We start from the raw sequence: 19,530 nt of genomic DNA on the forward strand, positions 1-19,530 counted from the left end.
CCGGCCTTTCGGCTTTCGCGTTTCCCTTTCCGGCGGTTCCGACTCTATCAGATCCTTTCGGGCCTGACTCCCAGTCAGCGGGAGGTGTCTTCGCGACTGTTGGGCCGTTCCGACGAGTGAGACTTTAGCGGAATCTCGGCTCCCGACCTAATCGGGGGCGTCCTTTCGAACGCCGATTCCTCATTTCGCAAATACGCATGAAAACGAGCCGAAGGCGAGTCCCGGAAGGGCGCACGACGTCGATCGCTTGAATGGTTCTTGCGGAATGGCTGCCCGGGGACCGACCATGTGGTCGACGCTCACGTCGGGCAACTCGGAGAACACTACGTAGCAGCTTCGGGGGTGTCAACTCCTGACGACGGGCCGCTGGAGGGCTACTCTGGCGGACGTGACTACACGTGCGTACGCCCAACTGTGGTGGGCCGCCTGACGGCGGCCGTACATACGCATGTACTCGACGGCCGCCGCTTCGGCGGCCGTTCTCGTTTCTCCCCCCTGGAGGACTCGGAGCCCGGTCGTCGGGCCGGCGGTCCTGACCAGGAGGCGCAGAGATGACGAGGATCTTCAGCGGGGTCAAGCCGACGGGACACCTGACCCTGGGCAACTATCTGGGAGCCATCCGGCAGTGGGCCGAGGTCGACCAGTACCGGGCGGAGTCCCTCTTCAGCATCGTCGACCTGCACGCGCTGACCGTGGAGCACGATCCCGGGCGGGTACGCAGGCTGAGTCGACAGGCGGCGACGCTGCTGCTCGCGTCGGGGATCGATCCCGAACGGGCCACCGTCTTCGTCCAGAGCCACGTGGACGAGCACGCCCGTCTCTCGTACCTATTGGAGTGCGTCGCGTCGGACGGCGAGATGCGGCGGATGATCCAGTACAAGGAGAAGTCGGTCCTTGAGCAGGCGCGGGGCGGGAGCGTGCGGCTGTCGCTGCTCACCTATCCGGTCCTGATGGCGGCGGACATCCTGGCGTACGGCGCCGACGAGGTGCCGGTCGGCGATGACCAGACCCAGCACGTGGAGCTGACGCGGGACCTGGCGGCGCGGTTCAACCAGCGCTACGGCCAGACGTTCGTGGTGCCGCGAGCCACCCCGCCGAAGGTCGCGGCGCGGGTCATGGATCTGCAGGACCCGACGTCGAAGATGGGCAAGTCCCACGACACGGGGGCCGGGATCGTCTATCTGCTCGACGAGCCGGACGTGGTGCGCAAGAAGGTCATGCGGGCCGTCACGGACAGCGGCAGCGAGGTCGCCTTCGACCGCGATTCCAAGCCGGGGGTCTCGAATCTGCTGGAGATCCTCGCGGCCTGCCGAGGTGGGAATCCGGAGGCTTTGAGCGGTGTGTACGAGTCGTACGGCGCACTGAAAAAGGACGCCGCCGAGGCCGTGGTGGAGCTGCTCAGGCCCGTACAGGAACGGCACAAGGAACTGGTGGCGGATCCCATGTACGTGGAGGAGGTGCTGCGACGGGGAGCTGAGCGGGCACGGGGCATGGCCAAGCCGACGGTGGACGGCGCCTATCGGGCGATCGGGCTGCTGCCGCCGGTGAGCGACGCGCGGTAGGCGTGGGTGCGGGGGCCGGTGGCGAGGTGGGGCGGCGCGTGGGTGCCGTGCCCTCGCCGCCTCGCCACCGGGGCCCCCGCGGCGAGCGGTGGCGGTGGCCTCAGCTGTTGTTGCCGGTGGCGAGTTCGCGGCTGCGGTCGCGGGCCGCTTCGAGGGCGGCGATGAGGGCCGCGCGTACGCCGTGGTTTTCGAGCTCGCGGATGGCGTTGATCGTCGTGCCCGCGGGGGAGGTGACGTTCTCGCGGAGTTTCACCGGGTGTTCGCCGCTGTCGCGGAGCATGACGGACGCGCCGACCGCCGCCTGGACGATCAGGTCGTGGGCCTTGTCGCGCGGGAGTCCGAGGAGGATGCCCGCGTCGGTCATGGCCTCGACGAGGAAGTAGAAGTACGCGGGGCCGGAGCCGGACAGGGCTGTGCAGGCGTCCTGCTGCGTCTCGGGGACGCGGAGGGTCTTGCCGACGGCTCCGAAGATGGCCTCCGCGTGGGCGAGTGCGGCGGCGGAGGCGTGGCTGCCGGCGGAGATGACGGACATGCCCTCGTCGACGAGCACCGGAGTGTTGGGCATGACGCGGACGACCGGGGTGGCCTCGGCGAGGCGCTCCTCGATGAAGGCGGTGGTGATACCGGCGGCGGCGCTGATGATCAGGCGGTCGGGGGTGACGTGCGGGGCGAGTTCGTCGAGCAGCTTGGCCATGTCCTGCGGCTTGCAGGCGAGGATCAGGGTGTCGGCCTGCTCGGCGGCGTCGGCGTTGCTGACGGGGGTGACGCCGTAGCGGGTGCGGAGCTCGTCGGCGCGTTCCTGACGGCGGGTGGTGACCAGGAGGTCGGCCGGTGCCCAGCCGCCGCGGATCATCCCGCTGAGCAGCGCCTCACCGATCTTTCCGGTGCCGAGGACTGCGACTTTCTGGCTCGTGCTGCTGCTCATGAACGGTGGCCTCCGGGGTTGCGTCGTCCGGGGACCATCCTCGCATCGGGGCGCCGGGAGCAGCGGTGGTGTCCGGTGGGCGGAACACCGGGGGTCAGGCGGTGCGGCGGCGCAGGGTGGCGGCGCCCAGGGTCAGGACGAGGAGTGCGCAGCCGGCGACGATGACGACGTCGCGTACGAAGTCGCCGGTGATGTCGGGGTGGTGGAGGACTTCGTTCATGCCGTCGACGGCGTACGACATGGGGAGGGCGTGGGAGATCCATTCGAGGACCGGCTGCATGGTGTCGCGTGGGGCGAACAGGCCGCAGAGGAGGAGCTGGGGGAAGATCACCGCCGGCATGAACTGGACGGCCTGGAATTCGGAGGCGGCGAAGGCCGAGACGAAGAGTCCCAGTGCGGTGCCGAGGAGGGCGTCGAGCAGGGCGATCAGGAGCAGCAGCCAGGCGGAGCCCGTGACGTCAAGGCCGAGGACCCACAGGGCGAGTCCGGTGGCGAGGGTCGACTGGACGACGGCCAGGGCGCCGAAGGCGAGGGCGTAGCCGGCGATGAGGTCGCCTTTGCCGAGGGGCATGGCGAGGAGGCGTTCGAGGGTGCCGGAGGTGCGTTCGCGGAGGGTGGCGATCGAGGTGACCAGGAACATCGTGATGAGGGGGAAGATCCCGAGGAGGGAGGCGCCGATGGAGTCGAAGGTCTGTGGGCTGCCGTCGAAGACGTAGCGCAGGAGGAGCAGCATCACGCAGGGGACCAGGATCATCAGCGCGATGGAGCGCGAGTCGTGGCGGAGCTGGCGCAGGACTCGGGCTGCGGAGGCGAGGGTGCGGTAGGTGCTCATCGGGGGCTCCTGGGCGGGGTGGGGCGGCCGGTGTCGGCGGCGTCGACCAGGTGGAGGAAGGCTGCTTCGACCGTGTCGGAGCGGGTGCGGTCGCGCAGGGCGTCGGGGGTGTCGTCGGCGAGGAGCTCGCCTTCGCGCATGAGGAGGAGGCGGTGGCAGCGTTCCGCCTCGTCCATGACGTGGGAGGAGACGAGGAGGGTGGCGTCGCGGTCGGCGGCGATGGTGTGGAAGAGGTTCCAGAGGTCGCGGCGGAGTACGGGGTCGAGGCCGACGGTCGGCTCGTCGAGCACGAGGAGTTCGGGGGTGCCGAGGAGGGCGACCGCGAGGGAGACGCGGCTGCGCTGGCCGCCGGAGAGGTTGCCGGCCAGGGAGTCGGCGTGTGAGGCGAGGGCGACGTCGTCGAGGACGCGGGTGACGTGGTCGCGGCGGCGGTCGGCGGCGGTGCCGTGGCCGGGGTCGAGGACGGCCGCGAAGTAGTCGAGGTTCTGGCGGACGGTGAGGTCGTCGTAGACGGAGGGGTGCTGGGTGACGTAGCCGACGCGGGAGCGGAGGGCGGGGGCGCCCGCGGGGTGGCCGAGGACGTTCAGGGTGCCGGTGACCTTGGCCTGGGTGCCGACGACGGCGCGCATGAGGGTGGACTTGCCGCAGCCGGAGGGGCCGAGGAGGCCGGTGATCCGGCCTCGCTGGACGGTGAAGTCGAGGGCGCGCAGGACGGTGCGCGGGCCTCGGACGACGGTCAGCTCCTGGGCCAGGACGGCGGGGCTCTCGGCGCTGTGGGCCGGGGTGCGGGGTCGGTTGTCCGGGTGGGTTCGGGGCTTCGTCGGGGGCGGCTGGTGCTTGGCCGCCGCCGGGTTTCTTTTATTCATCATGTGATGAATAGTGCTCCCGGTGGTCGGCTCCGTCAAGGCGCAGTGCGGCGTTCCAGGACGGGTCGGGGCACAGCGGCGTCGCGATGAAGTCGGCCGAGGCGTCGGCGAGCGGGCGAGCTCGGGGGTGGTGTCAGCGCTTGCGCTTCTTGCGGGAGGGGTTGCCCGTGCGGCGGGAGGTGCGCTTTTCGTACTGGGCGCGGGCCGCCTCGTACTCCTCGCGGTGGAGTTTCTCGCCGGGGGCCTCCGAGAGGGAGCGGAAGAAGTGGGCGAGGAGGGTGCCGACGAAGCCGATCGCCATCAGGCCGCGGGCGGAGGCCTGGGACGCCGGGTCGTGGCGGCGCGTGAACCCCTCCCAGGTGCGGCGGAAGGCGACGGCGCTGCAGATCGCGAACATCAGGACGACGAGGAGGTTCACGAACCGGCCGACCTCGGCGATGGTCAGGCCCTCGTAGGCGAAGCGCAGCACGAAGCAGCCGGCGACCGCCGCGGCCAGCGAGCCGACGGCGACGCCGGCCCGGCGGGCGCCGTAGCCGCCGTCGTGGGCGACCCAGGTCGTCCCGAAGAAGCGGATCGGCTCGGGCCGCGGGCCGGGTTCGGTGGGGCCGGCAGGGCGCGCCGGAGCGGTGGGGCCGTCTGTGCCGGTGGGGCCGTGGGGGCCGGGTTCGTCGCTCACCGTTTGATTATGGCGTGCGGTTTCGGGGCTCCCGCCGTCCCGGTGGCGGCGGCGTCCGCGGGCCCGGGGCACTCCGCGCGTACAGGCACGCCCTATTCGTCCCCCGCCTTGCCAGGCCGCACCGCGCGGCGGTTACTTTGGGCTGCGCAAGCGGCGTGGGTTCGCAGCGGGGAACACGGGGGAGGTCGGTGAGCATGTCGCTCCGTGGAGGAGACCCGGAGGAGATCGGCGGGTACCCGCTTGAGGCGCGCCTCGGTTCGGGCGGTATGGGCACGGTCTTCCTGGCGCGTACGGCTTCGGGGCGGCCCGTCGCGATCAAGCTGATCCATCAGCAGTTCGCGGGGGACGAGGAGTTCCGCATCCGCTTCCGGCAGGAGGTCGCGGCGGCCCGCCGGGTCAGCGGCGCCTTCACCGCGGCGGTGATCGACGCGGATCCCGAGGCCGAGCACCCGTGGATGGCCACCACCTTCATCGAGGGCCACACGCTCGCGCAGCACATCGCCAAGAAGGGCCCCATCGACGGCGTCGAGCTGCGCCGCCTCGCCATCGGGCTCACGGAGGCGCTGCGCGACATCCACCGTGCGGGCGTCGTGCACCGGGACCTCAAGCCGTCCAACGTGGTCCTCTCCCCCGAGGGCCCCCGCGTCATCGACTTCGGCATCTCGCGCGCGGCGGACCAGCAGACGCTGACGATGACGGGGCGGGTGATCGGCACGCCGCCGTTCATGTCGCCGGAGCAGTTGCAGACGCCGCGCGGGGTCGGGCCGCGTTCCGATGTCTTCTCGCTGGCCACCCTGCTGGTCTACGCGGCTACGGGGCAGGGGCCCTTCGACGCCGACAGCCCCTATATGACGGCCTACCAGGTGGTCCATGAGGCGCCGGCGCTCGGCGCGGTGCCGGACGCGCTGCGGCGGGTGGTCGAGCCGTGCCTGGCGAAGGACCCCGACGACCGGCCGTCGGCGGACGAACTCCTCGTACGGCTGCGGGACCTGCCGGCCGATCTGGGGCCCGCCACCGGTCCCGCGGACGGCCCGCGCAGCATGCGGGAGACGGATACGCAGCACCATCTGTCGACGGACGACGACACTCCGGCGTCGGTTGCCACTCCGGCGCCGGGTGCCGCGTCCCCGCCCCGTGCGGATGCCGGGGGCGCCGGTGGGGGGCGGATGCGGCGGCGTTGGCGGCCGGTACTCGCCGCGGTCGTGGCCGTGGCCGCGATCGGCGGGGGCGTCGCGGTGATGCGGGCGGGCGGCTCGGACGGTCCGGGCGGCGGCGCGGGCGGCAAGGGGAGCGACATCGCGGCGGCCGGGGCGCGGCTGCCGGGCGGGTTCGCGCCGTGGCGCAAGACCGTGCCGGGCGGCCGCGCGGACATTCCGGACGAGTTGCGCTGTGAGGCGCGCGGTGACGCGCTGTTCTGCGGGGGCGGTGGCGTCGTCGCGGCCCGGCTCAGGCTCTCCGACGGCTCCCGCGTCTGGACGGAGAAAAGCCCCGGCGTCCCGGTGCAGGGCATGCATCTGGTGGGCGTCACCGACGACACGGTGCTCGGCTACCGCTTCGCGGCCGAGGACGATGCGAGCAGTCCGCAGACCGAGGTGGTCGCCGTCGACGCGGACAAGGGCAGGGAGCTCTGGTCGGTGCCGTCCGGCGCCCAGTCGACGGCCGTGACGGGACGTACGCAGGACGCCGTGGTGATCAACTCGACCGTCGTCACGGTCGACGCGTCGAACACCCGCTTCGAGGCCCGGCGGGCGCACAGCGGGAAGGTCGCCTGGCAGGAACCATTCCCCTCGGGCACGCAGTGTGCCCCGGTTCCCGCGGGCACACGGCTGTACGCGATGTGCGCGCCGCGCGCGGAGGTGGCGGCCGGCGAGGTGCGCCACCCCGTCCTGCGCGTCGTCGACCTCGCGTCGGGAAGCCTCGGCAAGGCCGTCGCCGTCAAGGGCCCCGCCGTGCCGGTGGGCACCGCGGACGACAGCCTCGTCCTCCTCCACCCGCGGCAGGAGGGCCCCCGGATGCTGGGTTACGACGGGGTGTCCCGGGTGGACCGGCCCTCGCACCGGGTGACGTACTCCCGGTTCCCGAAGACGTACGACGGGACGCCCGGCATGGCGGACGGCACCGTCTTCATCAGCGGGCAGACCGGGCTCGTCACGGCGCTCGACCCGGCGACCGGCAGGAAGAAGTGGTCCCGGCAGACGAGCGTTGAGGGTGTGTCGGGGCCGGTGGCCGGGGACGGCGACGGGGCGCTGTACTTCAGCTCGGCCAGCGGCCGGGTCGCCGCGCTCTCGTCGCGCGGGGGCGAGCCGCTGTGGACGACGGACCCCAGGGCCGACGGTCTGGCGGGCGAGGTGAACGCCAGCCCGCGCGTGACCGTCACCGGGAGCGTGGTGGTCGTGGCGGCCGCGAAGAACACGGTGTTCGCCTTCGACGCGACGAAGCCGCCGAAGTCCGGCTGAACACTGACGTCCGGCCAGACTCCGGTGGCCGTAAGGCCTCGTACGAGACTCAGCAGCGCGGCGCCACGTACCCGTCGCTGCCCGTGCGGACGTACGTGTCCGAGACGTACCGGCCGCTGCCGATCCGGTCCCACAGGTTCGACGTGCCGGTCGGGCCCGTGACCGTCTCGCCGGGCTTCTGGCAGGCGATGGTGACGCGGGCGCCCGCGCGGAGCCGGCCGACCTTGCCGTACGAAGTGCCGGGGCCGGACCGGACGTTGACATCCGCGGCGATCGCGTAGGTCCTCGCGGCGGTGGCCTCGACGGCCACTTTCGGCTCGACGGCGGCCTCGGCCGGCTCGGCGGCCACTTCCGGCACCATCACGTTCTCGCTCACTGTGCTCTCCCCCCGTAAACGGCGGCGCGGGCCGCCCCTGGCGTGTTGTCCACACCAAGGACGCGCCCGCGCCCCAAAAGGTTTCCGGGATCCGGCCGTAAGGGTCGGCCGCCGGGAATCAGCCGAGCTTCGACACGTCCCGGACCGCGCCCTTGTCGGCGCTCGTCGCCATCGCCGCGTACGCGCGCAGGGCGGCGGACACCTTGCGCTCGCGGCTCTTGGGCGCGTACACGCCGCCGAGGGCCTCGCGGCGGGCGGCCAGCTCCTCGTCGGGGACGAGGAGTTCGATCGAGCGGCCGGGGATGTCGATGCGGATGCGGTCGCCGTCCTCGACGAGCGCGATCGTGCCGCCGGCCGCCGCCTCCGGCGACGCGTGGCCGATCGACAGACCCGACGTACCGCCGGAGAAGCGGCCGTCGGTGACCAGGGCGCAGACCTTGCCGAGGCCGCGGCCCTTCAGGAACGAGGTGGGGTAGAGCATCTCCTGCATGCCGGGGCCGCCCTTGGGGCCTTCGTAGCGGATGACGACCACGTCTCCCGGCCGCACGGCCTTGTTGAGGATCTTCTCGACGGCCTCTTCCTGCGAGTCGCAGACGACCGCGGGACCTTCGAAGGTCCAGATCGACTCGTCGACACCTGCGGTCTTCACGACGCAGCCGTCGACGGCGATGTTGCCCTTGAGGACGCCGAGGCCGCCGTCCTGCGAGTACGCGTGGGCGACGTCGCGGATACAGCCGCCCGCGGCGTCCGTGTCGAGGGTGTCCCACCGCTCGGACTGCGAGAACGCCTCGGCGGAGCGGCGGCAGCCGGGCGCCGCGTGCCACAGCTCGACGGCCTCGGCGGACGCGGACCCGGAGCGGATGTCCCAGGCGTCCAGCCACTCCTTGATGGAGGGCGAGTGGACGGTGTGGACGTCCTCGTTGAGGAGGCCGCCGCGGTACAGCTCGCCGAGGAGTGCGGGGATGCCGCCGGCGCGGTGCACGTCCTCCATGTAGTACGTCGTGCTGCCCGCGACGTTCGGGGCGACCTTGGCCAGGCACGGGACGCGGCGCGAGACGGCGTCGATGTCGGACAGGTCGTAGTCGGCGCCGGCCTCCTGGGCGGCGGCGAGCAGGTGCAGGATCGTGTTCGTCGAGCCGCCCATGGCGATGTCGAGGGCCATGGCGTTCTCGAAGGCGGCGTGCGTGGCGATGGAGCGCGGCAGGACGGAGGCGTCGTCGCCGTCGTAGTACCGCTTGGTGATGTCGACGACCGTCTGTCCGGCCCGCTCGTACAGCGCCTTGCGGGCGGTGTGCGTGGCGAGGACCGAGCCGTTGCCCGGCAGGGAGAGGCCGATGGCCTCGGTCAGGCAGTTCATCGAGTTGGCGGTGAACATGCCGGAACAGGAGCCGCAGGTCGGGCAGGCGTTCTCCTCGATGCGGAGGATGTCCTCGTCCGAGATGCTCTCGTCCACGGCGTCGCTGATCGCGTTGACCAGGTCGAGCTTGCGGACCGTGCCGTCGACGAGGGTGGCCTTGCCGGCCTCCATCGGGCCGCCGGAGACGAAGACCGTCGGGATGTTGAGGCGCAGGGCGGCCATCAGCATGCCGGGGGTGATCTTGTCGCAGTTGGAGATGCAGATCAGGGCGTCGGCGCAGTGGGCCTCCACCATGTACTCCACGGAGTCCGCGATCAGGTCGCGGGACGGCAGGGAGTACAGCATTCCGCCGTGGCCCATCGCGATGCCGTCGTCGACGGCGATGGTGTTGAATTCGCGGGGGATGCCGCCGGCCTCGCGGATCGCGTCGGAGACGATGCGGCCGACCGGCTGCAGGTGGGTGTGGCCGGGCACGAACTCCGTGAAGGAGTTGGCCACCGCGATGATCGGCTTCCGCCCGATGTCGGCCCCGGGTACACCGGAGGCGCGCATAAGGGCGCGGGCGCCCGCCATGTTGCGGCCGTGGGTGACTGTGCGGGACCTGAGCTCGGGCATGGTCGCTCGCTCCTTCAGGGAATGGCAGGGGTTCGTTCGGCGATGGTGATGTACGAGGGACAAGACTGCCTTCGAGCGTACGCCGCGGCTCCAGGATCCGGACAGAGTGTCCGGATGGCGGGACAGCCGTCTCACGCGCCTGTCAGATGCCCCTGCACCACCGGAGCCAGCCGCGCCACGAGCTGTTCGACGTCCGCCGAGGCCAGCGGCTCGACCTGGATCACGTACCGCAGCATGGCGACGCCCACCAGCTGCGCGGCGGCGAGCTCGGCCCGCAGCTCCGCGTCGGGCAGCTCCAGATGGCGTGCGATGCGCCCGAGGAGCTGGGTGGCGACGAGGCGGCGGAAGATCGAGGCGGCGGTTTCGTTGTTCACCGCGGAGCGCACGATGGCGAGCAGCGGGGCGCGCGTCGCGGGGTTCTCCCAGACGCCGAGGACGAAGCGGGTCAGGCGCTCGCCGACCTCTTCGAGCGGGCCGTCCTCGACTGCGGCGGGCGCTTCCAGCGCGGGCGCGAAGGCGACGGTGACGGCGGCCTCGAAGACCTGTTCCTTCGTGCCGAAGTAGTGGTGCACGAGCGCCGGGTCGACCCCGGCGGCCTTGGCGATGCCGCGCACGGACGCCTTCTCGTACCCGCGTGCGGAGAACTCCTCGCGGGCCGCCCGCAGGATCTGGTCGCGCGTCGCGGGGCCGGTCTCCGACTGCGTACGGGACGGGCGTCCCCGGCGGCGCGGGGCGGTCGCCTCCGACGGCGCGCCGGGGGTCATGAGCGGGGCACCTGCACCGCGGAGGCCAGGTGCAGCCGGGTGAAGGCGAGGGCCTCGGCGAGGTCCGCCTCGCGTTCGGCGCTGGACATCGCGCGCCGCGTATTGACCTCGATGACGACGTGCCCGTCGAAGCCACTGACCGCCAGGCGCTCCAGAAGCTCGGCGCAGGGCTGCGTGCCGCGGCCCGGGACGAGGTGCTCGTCCTTGGCCGAGCCCCTGCCGTCGGCGAGGTGGACGTGGCCGAGCCGGTCGCCCATGCGGTCGACCATCTCCATCGCGTCCGTGCGGGCGGTCGCGGTGTGCGAGAGGTCGACGGTGAAGTGGCGGTAGTCGTCCTTGGTGACGTCCCAGTCCGGGGCGTACGCGAGCATCTCGCGGTCGCGGTAGCGCCACGGATACATGTTCTCGACGGCGAACCGGACGTCCGTCTCGTCGGCCATCCGCCAGATTCCGTCGACGAAGTCGCGGGCGTACTGCCGCTGCCAGCGGAAGGGCGGGTGCACGACGACGGTCGAGGCGTCGAGCTTCTCGGCGGCGGCCTTCGCGCGCTGCAGCTTGACCCAGGGGTCCGTGGACCAGACGCGCTGCGTGATGAGGAGACAGGGCGCGTGGACGGCGAGGATCGGGATGCGGTGGTAGTCGCTCAGCCTGCGCAGCGCCTCTATGTCCTGGCTGACCGGGTCGGTCCAGACCATGACCTCGACGCCGTCGTAGCCCAGGCGCGCGGCGATCTCGAAGGCCGTCGCCGTCGACTCCGGATAGACCGAGGCCGTCGACAGGGCGACCTTCGCATCCGGGATGCGCACCACTGGTTCTGCCACGGGGAACAGCGTACGGGCCCCGTCCGGGCGCCGGGGAGGTGGCCTCGTACCGCCCTGGTCAGAGTGCATTCCGTCCGCTCACGGCCCGTGCGCTCACGAGGGCGGCAGGTGGTCGAGCCTGCGCAGGATCACACCCTCGCGCAGGGCCCACGGGCAGATCTCCAGCGCCTCGATCCCGAAGAGGTCCATCGCGCCCTCCGCGACGAGCGCCCCCGCGAGCAGCTGTCCGGCCCGCCCCTCGGAGACGCCGGGCAGTTCCGCGCGCTCGCGGGTGGTCATCGCGGCGAGCTGCGGCACCCACTCCTCCAGGGACTTCCGCTTCAGCTCGCGCTGTACGTGGAGTCCCTCCGCCGAGCGGGCGGCCCCCGTCAGCCGGGCGAGCTGCTTGAACGTCTTCGACGTCGCCACGATGTGGTCGGGGGTGCCGAAGCGGTTGAACTCCCCCACCGTGCGGGCTATCTGCGCGCGCACGTGCCGCCGCAGCGCCTTCACGTCGGAGGGGTCCGGCGGGTCCGTCGGCAGCCAGGCGGCCGTGAGGCGGCCGGCGCCGAGCGGCAGGCTCGTCGCGACGTCCGGCTCCTCGTCCATGCCGTACGCGATCTCCAGGGAGCCGCCGCCGATGTCGAGGACGAGCAGCTTGCCCGCGGACCAGCCGAACCAGCGGCGGGCGGCCAGGAAGGTCAGCCTGGCCTCCTCCTCGCCGGACAGGACCTGGAGGTCGACTCCGGTGTCGTCCTTGACCCGGGCGAGCACCGCGTCGGCATTGCTCGCCTCGCGCACCGCGGAGGTGGCGAACGGCAGCACTTCCTCGACGCCCTTGTCCTCCGCGGCCTCCATCGCCTCGCGGACGACGGCGACCAGACGGTCGATGCCGTCCGCCCCGATGGCCCCGGCGGGGTCGAGGAGTTGGGCGAGGCGCAGATCGGCCTTGTGCGAGTGTGCGGGCAGCGGGCACGCACCGGGGTGGGCGTCGACCACGAGCAGATGCACCGTGTTCGACCCCACGTCGAGGACACCGAGTCTCATATAAGGAACGCTACGCCGCGCGGGCCGATCGTCTGGCCTCGGGCGGCCCACCGCCCGCATACCCTGGAGACGTGCCAAAGACGAAAAAGACGAAGGCCGACAAATCGAAGTCGGCGAAGGCCGAGAAGGTGGGCAGGCCGGAGAAGAACGAGAAGGTGGGAAAGTCCGGGAAGCCGGCGAAGACCAGGCTGACCGGGAAGGCTGAGCCGGACGAGAAGGGTCTTGACTTCGCCCGTGCCTGGGTGGAGTTCCCTGATCCCGCGGACGACGAGCAGCTTTTCCGCTGTGACCTGACATGGCTGACCTCTCGCTGGAACTGCATCTTCGGCAGCGGCTGCCAGGGCATTCAGGCGGGCCGCGCCGACGACGGCTGCTGCACGCTGGGTGCCCACTTCTCGGACGACGACGACGAGAAGCGGGTCGCCGGGTACGTCGACCGGCTCACGCCCGACATCTGGCAGCACCACGACGTGGGCCGGGAGACCGGGTGGGTCTCCACGGACGAGGACGGCGACCGCCAGACCCGGCCGTACAACGGCTCGTGCATCTTCCAGAACCGCCCCGGCTTCGCGGGCGGCGCCGGCTGCTCGCTGCACATCCTGGCGCTGCGGGAGGGCCGCGAGCCGCTGGAGACGAAGCCGGACGTCTGCTGGCAGCTGCCGGTGCGCAGGACGTACGAGTGGATCGACCGGCCCGACGACACCCGCGTCCTTCAGGTGTCGATCGGTGAGTACGACCGGCGGGGCTGGGGCCCCGGCGGCCACGATCTGCACTGGTGGTGCACGTCGGCGACGTCGGCGCACGGCGCGGGCGACCCGGTGTACGTCTCCTACCGCCCGGAGCTGATCGAGCTGATGGGCAAGGACGGGTACGCCCGGCTCGTGGAGCTGTGCGAGGAGCGACTGGCCTCGCAACTGCCGCTGCTCGCACCGCATCCGGCGGACCCTGCCTCTCGCTAGGCGTCAGCTCGGGTTCGGTTCGCCGCTTCCGTCGCCGGGTGGCGGGGACGAGTCGCCGGGGCCGGGGTCGGACGGTGTGGGCGTCGGGTCCGTGGGGGTCGGTGTGGGGGCGGGGTCGGACGGGCCCGGGTGGGAGGGGCCCGGGTCCGAGGGGCCGGGGTAGGACGGTCCGGGGTCGGACGGGACGGGGTGCGTGGGGCGCGGGCCCGGGCGGGTCGGTGGACGTCCGTCCCCGTATCCGTCGATCGAGATGATGGCGCCCGAGGGCGCGACGGAGACCCGTGCGCTCCAAGGTCCCGACGGCTCGCGGGTGTGGTCGACGTACACCTGGATGGTGACCGACTCCCCCGGCGCGAGCGTCCCCGAGGAGCGGCTCAGATAGAGCCAGGAGGCGTTCTCGCCCGCCGACCAGTGGACCGGTGAACCGCCGGACGCCGTCAGCGTGATGAGGGTCGTGTCGCCGCTCGGCCTGGCCTCGACGGTGAGGCGGCCGGGGCCGGTCGACGAGCGGGAGCCGGATCCGCCGCCGATGACCTCTACGGAGACGTCGGACGAGCGGCTGTCCGCGGTGAAGCGGGGGTCGGGGCCGTTGCGCGCGTTGCCCGCGTTCTCGTAGTCGTCGCGTGCGTGGCCGGGGCCGCCGCCCTCGCTCGCGCTGATCGAACGGCCGTCGTGGCCCTCGCCGGTGAGCGGCGCTCCGCGGTAGGCGGCCCAGAGCGCGAGCACCGGGGCGGCCACCACGGTGGCGACGACGGTCGTCGTGACGGCACGCGCGCGGAGGCGGTCGCGGCGGGCGGCGTGGTCCTTGGGGTCCATCGGGAAACCGCGCCTGTCGTAGCGCGGACCGCCGCCACGCGCGCGTGGGACGTGCGCCATCGCCATGTGGAGGGCGGCTCGGGGCGCCTCGACGACGGGGAGCTCGGCCGGGCTGACGGCCGTGCCCGGCCAGGCGCTCGCCCCGGCGCGCTCGGCGGTGCGGCGGCAGCGCGGGCAGTCGTCGACGTGCCGGACGAGCTCGCGGCGCAGGGCGGTGCCGAGCAGCACCTGGTTGTCGCCGGTGAGGCGGGCCACGATGGGGCAGCTGCCGGTCTCCACGACGGCGAGGGCGGTGCGGGTGCGCTCCACCTCGCAGGCGGCGGAGGCGAGCAGGCCGCGGGTCCTGGTGAGGTCCATGCCGAGGACGGCGGCGACCTCGGCGGGGGCGAGCCGGTGGCGCACGGCCAGCTCCAGGGCCTCGCGCTGCTCGGGGGTGGTGCCGGCGGCCTCCGGCCAGGCCAGCTGGGCCAGCTCCCCGCGCCGCCGAGCGGTCTCCTGCGACGGCTCGGACTCCTGCGGTTGCGCCGGCGTCTTCGCCGACTGCGTCGGCTGCGTCGGCTTCTTCGGGGATTGCTCCGCGGTGTGTGCCGCGTGCCGTCCCTCGCGGCTGCGCTTGGCCTCGGCCAGTCGGCGCAGGCAGACCCAGCGCGCCAGGGCGTAGAGCCAGGCCCTGAGGTCGCTCTCCGCCTCGGGGCCGCGGGTGCCGCGGCGCTCGGCGTGGTGGAGCACGTCCCCCAGCGCCGCGGTCGCCGCGTCGTGGTCGCAGAGCACGGACAGGCAGTACGTGAACAGGCCGTCCAGACACGGTTCGTAGCGCGGGGACGGGGTGGCCCGGGGCGCCGGGCGCGGCACCACGCGCTTGCGCGCGTCACGGTGCGCCCGGTGCGCGCCGGTTGCGTTCGTGGGAGTTTCCGGCCTGCTGCTCATCACCCGTGCGAAGTTAGGCGGATGATGCAGGTCCCTTCTGCCCTCTCCGGCACATTTAACCCTTACGGGTGAACAGATCGCTCAAAAGGGGACAGGAAGCCCGGATTCCACAGCGGGGGCGGCGATGTCAGTGGGCTCGGCTACGGTTCCGACCATGGCTGCCCGTACGAAATCCACCAAGGACCGGCCGTCCTACCGCTGCACCGAGTGCGGCTGGCAGACGGCCAAGTGGCTCGGCCGCTGCCCGGAGTGCCAGGCCTGGGGGACGGTCGAGGAGTACGGCGCGCCCGCGGTCCGCACGACCGCCCCCGGCCGGGTCACCTCCTCCGCCGTCCCGATCGGCGAGGTCGACGGCCGCCAGGCCACCGCCCGCTCCACCGGCGTGCCCGAGCTGGACCGCGTGCTCGGCGGCGGCCTGGTCCCCGGCGCCGTCGTACTGCTCGCGGGCGAGCCGGGCGTCGGCAAGTCGACGCTGCTTCTGGACGTGTCGGCGAAGGCGGCCAGCGAGCAGCACCGCACGCTCTATGTGACCGGCGAGGAGTCCGCGAGCCAGGTCCGGCTGCGCGCCGACCGCATCGGCGCGATCGACGACCACCTGTATCTGGCGGCGGAGACCGATCTGTCCGCCGTCCTCGGGCACTTGGACGCGGTCAAGCCCTCGCTCCTGGTCCTGGACTCGGTGCAGACGGTCGCCTCGCCCGAGATCGACGGGGCACCCGGCGGCATGGCGCAGGTCCGCGAGGTCGCCGGCGCGCTGATCCGCGCCTCCAAGGAGCGCGGCATGTCCACGCTCCTGGTCGGCCACGTCACCAAGGACGGCGCGATCGCGGGCCCCCGCCTCCTGGAGCACCTCGTCGACGTGGTCCTGCAGTTCGAGGGCGACCGGCACGCGCGCCTGCGCCTCGTCCGAGGCGTCAAGAACCGGTACGGGACGACGGACGAGGTCGGCTGCTTCGAGCTGCACGACGAGGGCATCACCGGCCTCGCCGACCCCAGCGGCCTCTTCCTCACCCGCCGCGCCGAGCCCGTCCCCGGCACCTGCCTGACCGTCACCCTCGAAGGCCGCCGCCCCCTGGTCGCCGAGGTCCAGGCGCTCACGGTCGACTCGCAGATCCCCAGCCCCCGGCGCACCACCTCCGGCCTGGAGACGTCCCGGGTCTCGATGATGCTGGCCGTCCTGGAGCAGCGCGGCCGCATCACGGCCCTCGGCAAGCGGGACATCTACAGCGCGACGGTCGGCGGCGTGAAGCTCTCCGAACCCGCCGCGGACCTCGCCGTCGCCCTCGCCCTGGCCAGCGCGGCCAGCGACACCCCGCTGCCCAAGAACCTCGTGGCGATCGGCGAGGTCGGCCTGGCGGGCGAGGTCAGGCGGGTCACCGGCGTCCAGCGCAGACTGGCCGAGGCCCACCGCCTGGGCTTCACCCACGCCCTCGTGCCGTCCGACCCCGGCAGGGTCCCCGCCGGTATGAAGGTCATCGAAGTCGCCGACATGGGGGACGCCCTCCGTGTCCTTCCGAGATCCCGTCGCCGAGAGGCCCCACGGGAGGAGGAAGAGCGCCGGTAGACTTTGCCCTGGTCTCGCCCATCCGTACGAAGCAAGTGTCCGCTCCGTGCGGGGCAAGGCGTGCGCTCCGCACGGAGCAAGCTCGCGGCAGAGGCTTGGACAACCTGCGACCGAGGGAGTGCAGTGGCAGCCAACGACCGGGCAGCGAACCCCGGCAAGTCCGGCGGCAGCTCCGCTGCCGATGGGCTGATGCGCGCCTCCCTGAGCGCCGTCGCACCCGGCCAGGCGCTCCGCGACGGCCTGGAGCGCATCCTCCGGGGCAACACCGGCGGTCTGATCGTCCTCGGCTGGGACAAGACCGTTGAGTCGATGTGCACGGGCGGCTTCATCCTGGACGTCGAGTTCACCGCGACGCGGCTGCGCGAGCTGTGCAAGCTCGACGGCGGCATCGTCCTCGACAAGGACATCACCAAAATCCTGCGCGCGGGCGTGCAGCTGGTGCCGGACCCGACGATCCCCACGGAGGAGACGGGCACGCGGCACCGCACCGCGGACCGGGTGAGCAAGCAGGTCGGCTTCCCCGTCGTGTCGGTCTCCCAGTCGATGCGGCTGATCGCGCTCTACGTGGACGGGCAGCGCCGCGTCCTGGAGGACTCGGCGGCGATCCTCTCCCGCGCGAACCAGGCGCTCGCCACCCTTGAGCGGTACAAGCTCCGCCTCGACGAGGTCGCGGGCACGCTCTCCGCCCTGGAGATCGAGGACCTGGTGACGGTCCGGGACGTCACCGCCGTCGCCCAGCGCCTCGAAATGGTGCGCCGCATCGCCACGGAGATCGCCGAGTATGTGGTGGAGCTCGGCACGGACGGGCGTCTTCTCGCCCTCCAGCTGGACGAGTTGATCGCGGGCGTCGAGCCCGAGCGCGAGCTGGTCGTCAGGGACTATGTCCCGGAGCCCACCGCCAAGCGCTCCCGCACGGTGGACGAGGCCCTCGCGGAGCTGGACTCCCTCACGCACGCGGAGCTCCTCGAACTGCCCACCGTGGCCCGCGCCCTGGGCTACACCGGCTCCCCCGAGGCCCTGGACTCCGCGGTGTCCCCGCGCGGCTTCCGCCTCCTCGCCAAGGTCCCCCGGCTCCCCGGGGCGATCATCGACCGGCTCGTGGAGCACTTCGGCGGCCTGCAGAAGCTGCTCGCCGCGAGCGTGGACGACCTCCAGACGGTGGACGGCGTCGGCGAGGCGCGGGCGCGCAGCGTGCGCGAGGGGCTGTCGCGCCTGGCGGAGTCGTCGATCCTGGAGCGGTACGTCTAGAGCCCCCGAAGGGGGCTCCGACCGCGGGTCAGTCCTTCTCCAGGACGAACGAAGCGCGTGCCGTGCCCAGGCCCGGGGTCTTCGCCTCGACCAAGTACGTGCCCGGTTCCGCCGAGCCCGCCGAAGGGGTCGCGCAGCGCGGGGCGCTGGGCCGCCGGTCCCACTGGACCGTGTGCGTGATCCGCCCGTCCGCCGGCACGCGCAGCAGCAGGCTGCCGCTGCCGCCGGGGCAGTCCGCCGAGGACCAGAACTCGTCGTCGCCCTCGGCCTGAGTGATCGTCAGCACCGTTCCCCTGCCGCCCAGATCGACCTTGCAGGCCTTGCCGCCGCTGTTCTCGGCGATCAGCTCGAACTTCGGCTTCTCGTCGATCGCGTACGTGTTCTGGACGCTGCGGACCTTCAAGTTCACGGCGCCGCTGGCGCAGTTGGGCAGCCGCGTACCGGCCGGGAGGCGGTCGCCGGAGCCGCCGCCGCCCTTGGCGCCGTCGTCGGAACCGCCGCCACCGGAGTCCTCCGAGCCGCCGGAGCCGCCCGAACCACCCGAGCCGGAGCCGGAGCCCGACCCGCCGGAACCGCCGGAACCGCCGCCGGAACCGCCCGAGCCGGAGTCGGAGCCGTCGCCCGACTCGTCCCGCCCGCCCGGGTGTTCACTGATCGCGGGCCCGGACCCGGTGGGTCCCGGTGTGATGGACGTGGCGGGTCCGTTGCCGCCAGGCCCGTCGGCGTTGTTCTTGCCGCCGCCGCCACCTGAGGTGATGACCCATACGACAAGGAGCAGCAGAAGGCCGAGTACGGACAGCAGGACGGCCCTCCGACGCCAGTAGATGGTGGAGGGAAGCGGCCCGACCGGATTGCGCAGAGATCCCACGCCCAAACCTTACGAGAGATCCGGTGCTTCTCCCGCCCCACCCGCCGCCTTGGGCGACAAAGTTTCCGGATCATCATCCCGGGGCCGTCCCCGGACCCCCGACCATCGTCAGGGGTGTGACGAGACGATCGCCGGATGTGACGATTCGGCGACACTCGTACCGTCCGTAATCATGGACACCATGACGGACGATCTCTACCGCGACATCACCGACTTCGCCCACGACACGCCGTCGTGGTTCCAGCACCTCGCGGAGGTGTGGACGGAGCTCGGGCTGCTGCTCTTCGGAGTGCTCTTCATCGTCGCCTGGTGGCGGGCCAGGCGCGGTGACCCCCGCGCGCTCGCGGTGGCGGTGCTCGCTCCGCTCGCCACGGCGGTGGCGTACGTGTGCAGCGAGTTGCTCAAGTCCGGGATCGAGGAGGAGCGTCCCTGCCGGGCGGTGTCCGGGGCGCTGACCCCGCTCGTCGAGTGCCCACCGCACGGCGACTGGTCCTTCCCCAGCAACCACTCGGCGATCGCGGGCGCCGCCGCCATCGGTCTCGCGCTCGCCTGGCCGCGCATCGCCGCGCTGACCGTGCCGATGGCCGTGCTCATGGCGTTCTCGCGGGTGTTCGTGGGTGTGCACTATCCGCACGACGTGGCGGTGGGGCTCGTCTTCGGCGCGGTGATCGTCTTCGTCCTCGTCCGGCTCACCACGCGGCCGGTGGCGCGGGTCACGCTCGCGATGCGCGGGTCGTCCACGGGGATCGTGCAGTGGTTCGCGGGGCCGGGCCCCGCGCGCCCCGCCCACGCCCGCGCCGCCTCGGTCCCGGCCCCTGCCCCGGCCGGAGCCCCCGCCCCGGTTCCCGGCCAGAGGGCTTACGACCCGGCCG

At 72.3% G+C, this 19,530-nt stretch carries 16 protein-coding genes and 1 pseudogene; 6 read left to right on the top strand and 11 right to left on the bottom strand.

Annotation, left to right across the window (positions count from 1 at the left end; all coding sequences use genetic code 11):
* The first annotated feature begins 551 nt into the window (after positions 1 to 551).
* Positions 552 to 1,562: a tryptophan--tRNA ligase gene (gene trpS / locus AB0H82_RS27105; protein WP_362997110.1), complete on the top strand. Its 1,011-nt coding sequence runs from the start codon at positions 552 to 554 to the stop codon at positions 1,560 to 1,562.
* A 100-nt stretch (positions 1,563 to 1,662) separates the two neighbouring features.
* On the opposite strand, the gene proC is transcribed toward trpS, so the two are convergent.
* From proC to AB0H82_RS27125, 4 genes are all read right to left on the bottom strand, one after another.
* Positions 1,663 to 2,487: a pyrroline-5-carboxylate reductase gene (gene proC, locus AB0H82_RS27110; protein WP_362997112.1), complete on the bottom strand. Its 825-nt coding sequence runs from the start codon at positions 2,485 to 2,487 to the stop codon at positions 1,663 to 1,665.
* A 94-nt stretch (positions 2,488 to 2,581) separates the two neighbouring features.
* Positions 2,582 to 3,319, bottom strand: coding sequence for an ABC transporter permease (locus AB0H82_RS27115; protein ID WP_362997114.1), 738 nt, complete (start codon positions 3,317 to 3,319; stop codon positions 2,582 to 2,584).
* Positions 3,316 to 4,188 carry an ABC transporter ATP-binding protein gene (locus AB0H82_RS27120; protein WP_362997116.1) on the bottom strand — a complete coding sequence of 291 codons (873 nt, stop codon included), beginning with the start codon at positions 4,186 to 4,188 and terminating at the stop codon, positions 3,316 to 3,318. Before AB0H82_RS27120 ends, AB0H82_RS27115 begins: the two co-directional genes overlap by 4 nt.
* A gap of 130 nt (positions 4,189 to 4,318) precedes the next feature.
* Positions 4,319 to 4,861 carry an EamA/RhaT family transporter gene (locus AB0H82_RS27125; protein ID WP_362997118.1) on the bottom strand — a complete coding sequence of 181 codons (543 nt, stop codon included), beginning with the start codon at positions 4,859 to 4,861 and terminating at the stop codon, positions 4,319 to 4,321.
* 194 nt (positions 4,862 to 5,055) lie between these two features.
* On the opposite strand from AB0H82_RS27125, the gene AB0H82_RS27130 reads away from it, so the two are divergent.
* Entirely contained in the window at positions 5,056 to 7,317 is a 2,262-nt protein-coding gene (locus tag AB0H82_RS27130; protein WP_362997120.1) for a serine/threonine-protein kinase, read from the top strand.
* 49 nt (positions 7,318 to 7,366) lie between these two features.
* On the opposite strand, the gene AB0H82_RS27135 is transcribed toward AB0H82_RS27130, so the two are convergent.
* The 5 genes from AB0H82_RS27135 to AB0H82_RS27155 all read right to left on the bottom strand — a co-directional run bounded on the left by AB0H82_RS27135 (position 7,367) and on the right by AB0H82_RS27155 (position 12,276).
* Positions 7,367 to 7,693 carry an SH3 domain-containing protein gene (locus AB0H82_RS27135; protein WP_362997122.1) on the bottom strand — a complete coding sequence of 109 codons (327 nt, stop codon included), beginning with the start codon at positions 7,691 to 7,693 and terminating at the stop codon, positions 7,367 to 7,369.
* A 118-nt stretch (positions 7,694 to 7,811) separates the two neighbouring features.
* Positions 7,812 to 9,665: a dihydroxy-acid dehydratase gene (ilvD, locus tag AB0H82_RS27140; RefSeq protein ID WP_362997124.1), complete on the bottom strand. Its 1,854-nt coding sequence runs from the start codon at positions 9,663 to 9,665 to the stop codon at positions 7,812 to 7,814.
* 131 nt (positions 9,666 to 9,796) lie between these two features.
* Positions 9,797 to 10,429 (bottom strand): TetR family transcriptional regulator, encoded by a 633-nt coding sequence (locus AB0H82_RS27145; RefSeq protein ID WP_362997126.1) that lies wholly within the window; start codon positions 10,427 to 10,429, stop codon positions 9,797 to 9,799.
* On the bottom strand, positions 10,426 to 11,250 hold the full coding sequence (locus AB0H82_RS27150; protein WP_362997128.1) for a sugar phosphate isomerase/epimerase: 825 nt from the start codon (positions 11,248 to 11,250) through the stop codon (positions 10,426 to 10,428). The genes AB0H82_RS27145 and AB0H82_RS27150 overlap by 4 nt, the downstream gene beginning before the upstream one ends.
* A 93-nt stretch (positions 11,251 to 11,343) precedes the next feature.
* Positions 11,344 to 12,276 (bottom strand): Ppx/GppA phosphatase family protein, encoded by a 933-nt coding sequence (locus tag AB0H82_RS27155; RefSeq protein ID WP_362997130.1) that lies wholly within the window; start codon positions 12,274 to 12,276, stop codon positions 11,344 to 11,346.
* 71 nt (positions 12,277 to 12,347) lie between these two features.
* Here AB0H82_RS27155 and AB0H82_RS27160 point away from each other — a divergent pair, with 71 nt between their 5' ends.
* Positions 12,348 to 13,235: a hypothetical protein gene (locus tag AB0H82_RS27160; RefSeq protein WP_362997132.1), complete on the top strand. Its 888-nt coding sequence runs from the start codon at positions 12,348 to 12,350 to the stop codon at positions 13,233 to 13,235.
* A 3-nt stretch (positions 13,236 to 13,238) separates the two neighbouring features.
* On the opposite strand, the gene AB0H82_RS27165 is transcribed toward AB0H82_RS27160, so the two are convergent.
* Complete coding sequence (locus AB0H82_RS27165) at positions 13,239 to 14,978, bottom strand: hypothetical protein (protein WP_362997134.1); 1,740 nt, start codon at positions 14,976 to 14,978, stop codon at positions 13,239 to 13,241.
* Positions 14,979 to 15,132: 154 nt separating this feature from the next.
* Between AB0H82_RS27165 and radA the strand changes: the two genes are divergently transcribed.
* The gene (gene radA / locus AB0H82_RS27170) at positions 15,133 to 16,542 is read left to right on the top strand and encodes a DNA repair protein RadA (protein WP_362997136.1); all 1,410 of its coding nucleotides are present in this window, start codon (positions 15,133 to 15,135) and stop codon (positions 16,540 to 16,542) included.
* A gap of 123 nt (positions 16,543 to 16,665) precedes the next feature.
* A complete protein-coding gene (gene disA, locus AB0H82_RS27175) occupies positions 16,666 to 17,790 on the top strand; it encodes a DNA integrity scanning diadenylate cyclase DisA (protein ID WP_362997138.1) in 1,125 nt (374 codons plus the stop codon).
* Positions 17,791 to 17,818: 28 nt separating this feature from the next.
* Here the strand turns inward: disA and AB0H82_RS27180 are convergent, their stop codons facing one another.
* Positions 17,819 to 18,658, bottom strand: a complete 840-nt coding sequence (locus AB0H82_RS27180; protein ID WP_362997140.1) for a hypothetical protein — start codon at positions 18,656 to 18,658, stop codon at positions 17,819 to 17,821.
* 172 nt (positions 18,659 to 18,830) lie between these two features.
* Between AB0H82_RS27180 and AB0H82_RS27185 the strand changes: the two are divergent.
* Positions 18,831 to 19,433 (top strand): annotated as a pseudogene (locus AB0H82_RS27185) (phosphatase PAP2 family protein); the annotation flags it as partial.
* Positions 19,434 to 19,530 lie beyond the last annotated feature (97 nt).

It is taken from the genome of Streptomyces sp. NPDC050732, assembly GCF_040654255.1.
Taxonomy (GTDB): domain Bacteria; phylum Actinomycetota; class Actinomycetes; order Streptomycetales; family Streptomycetaceae; genus Streptomyces.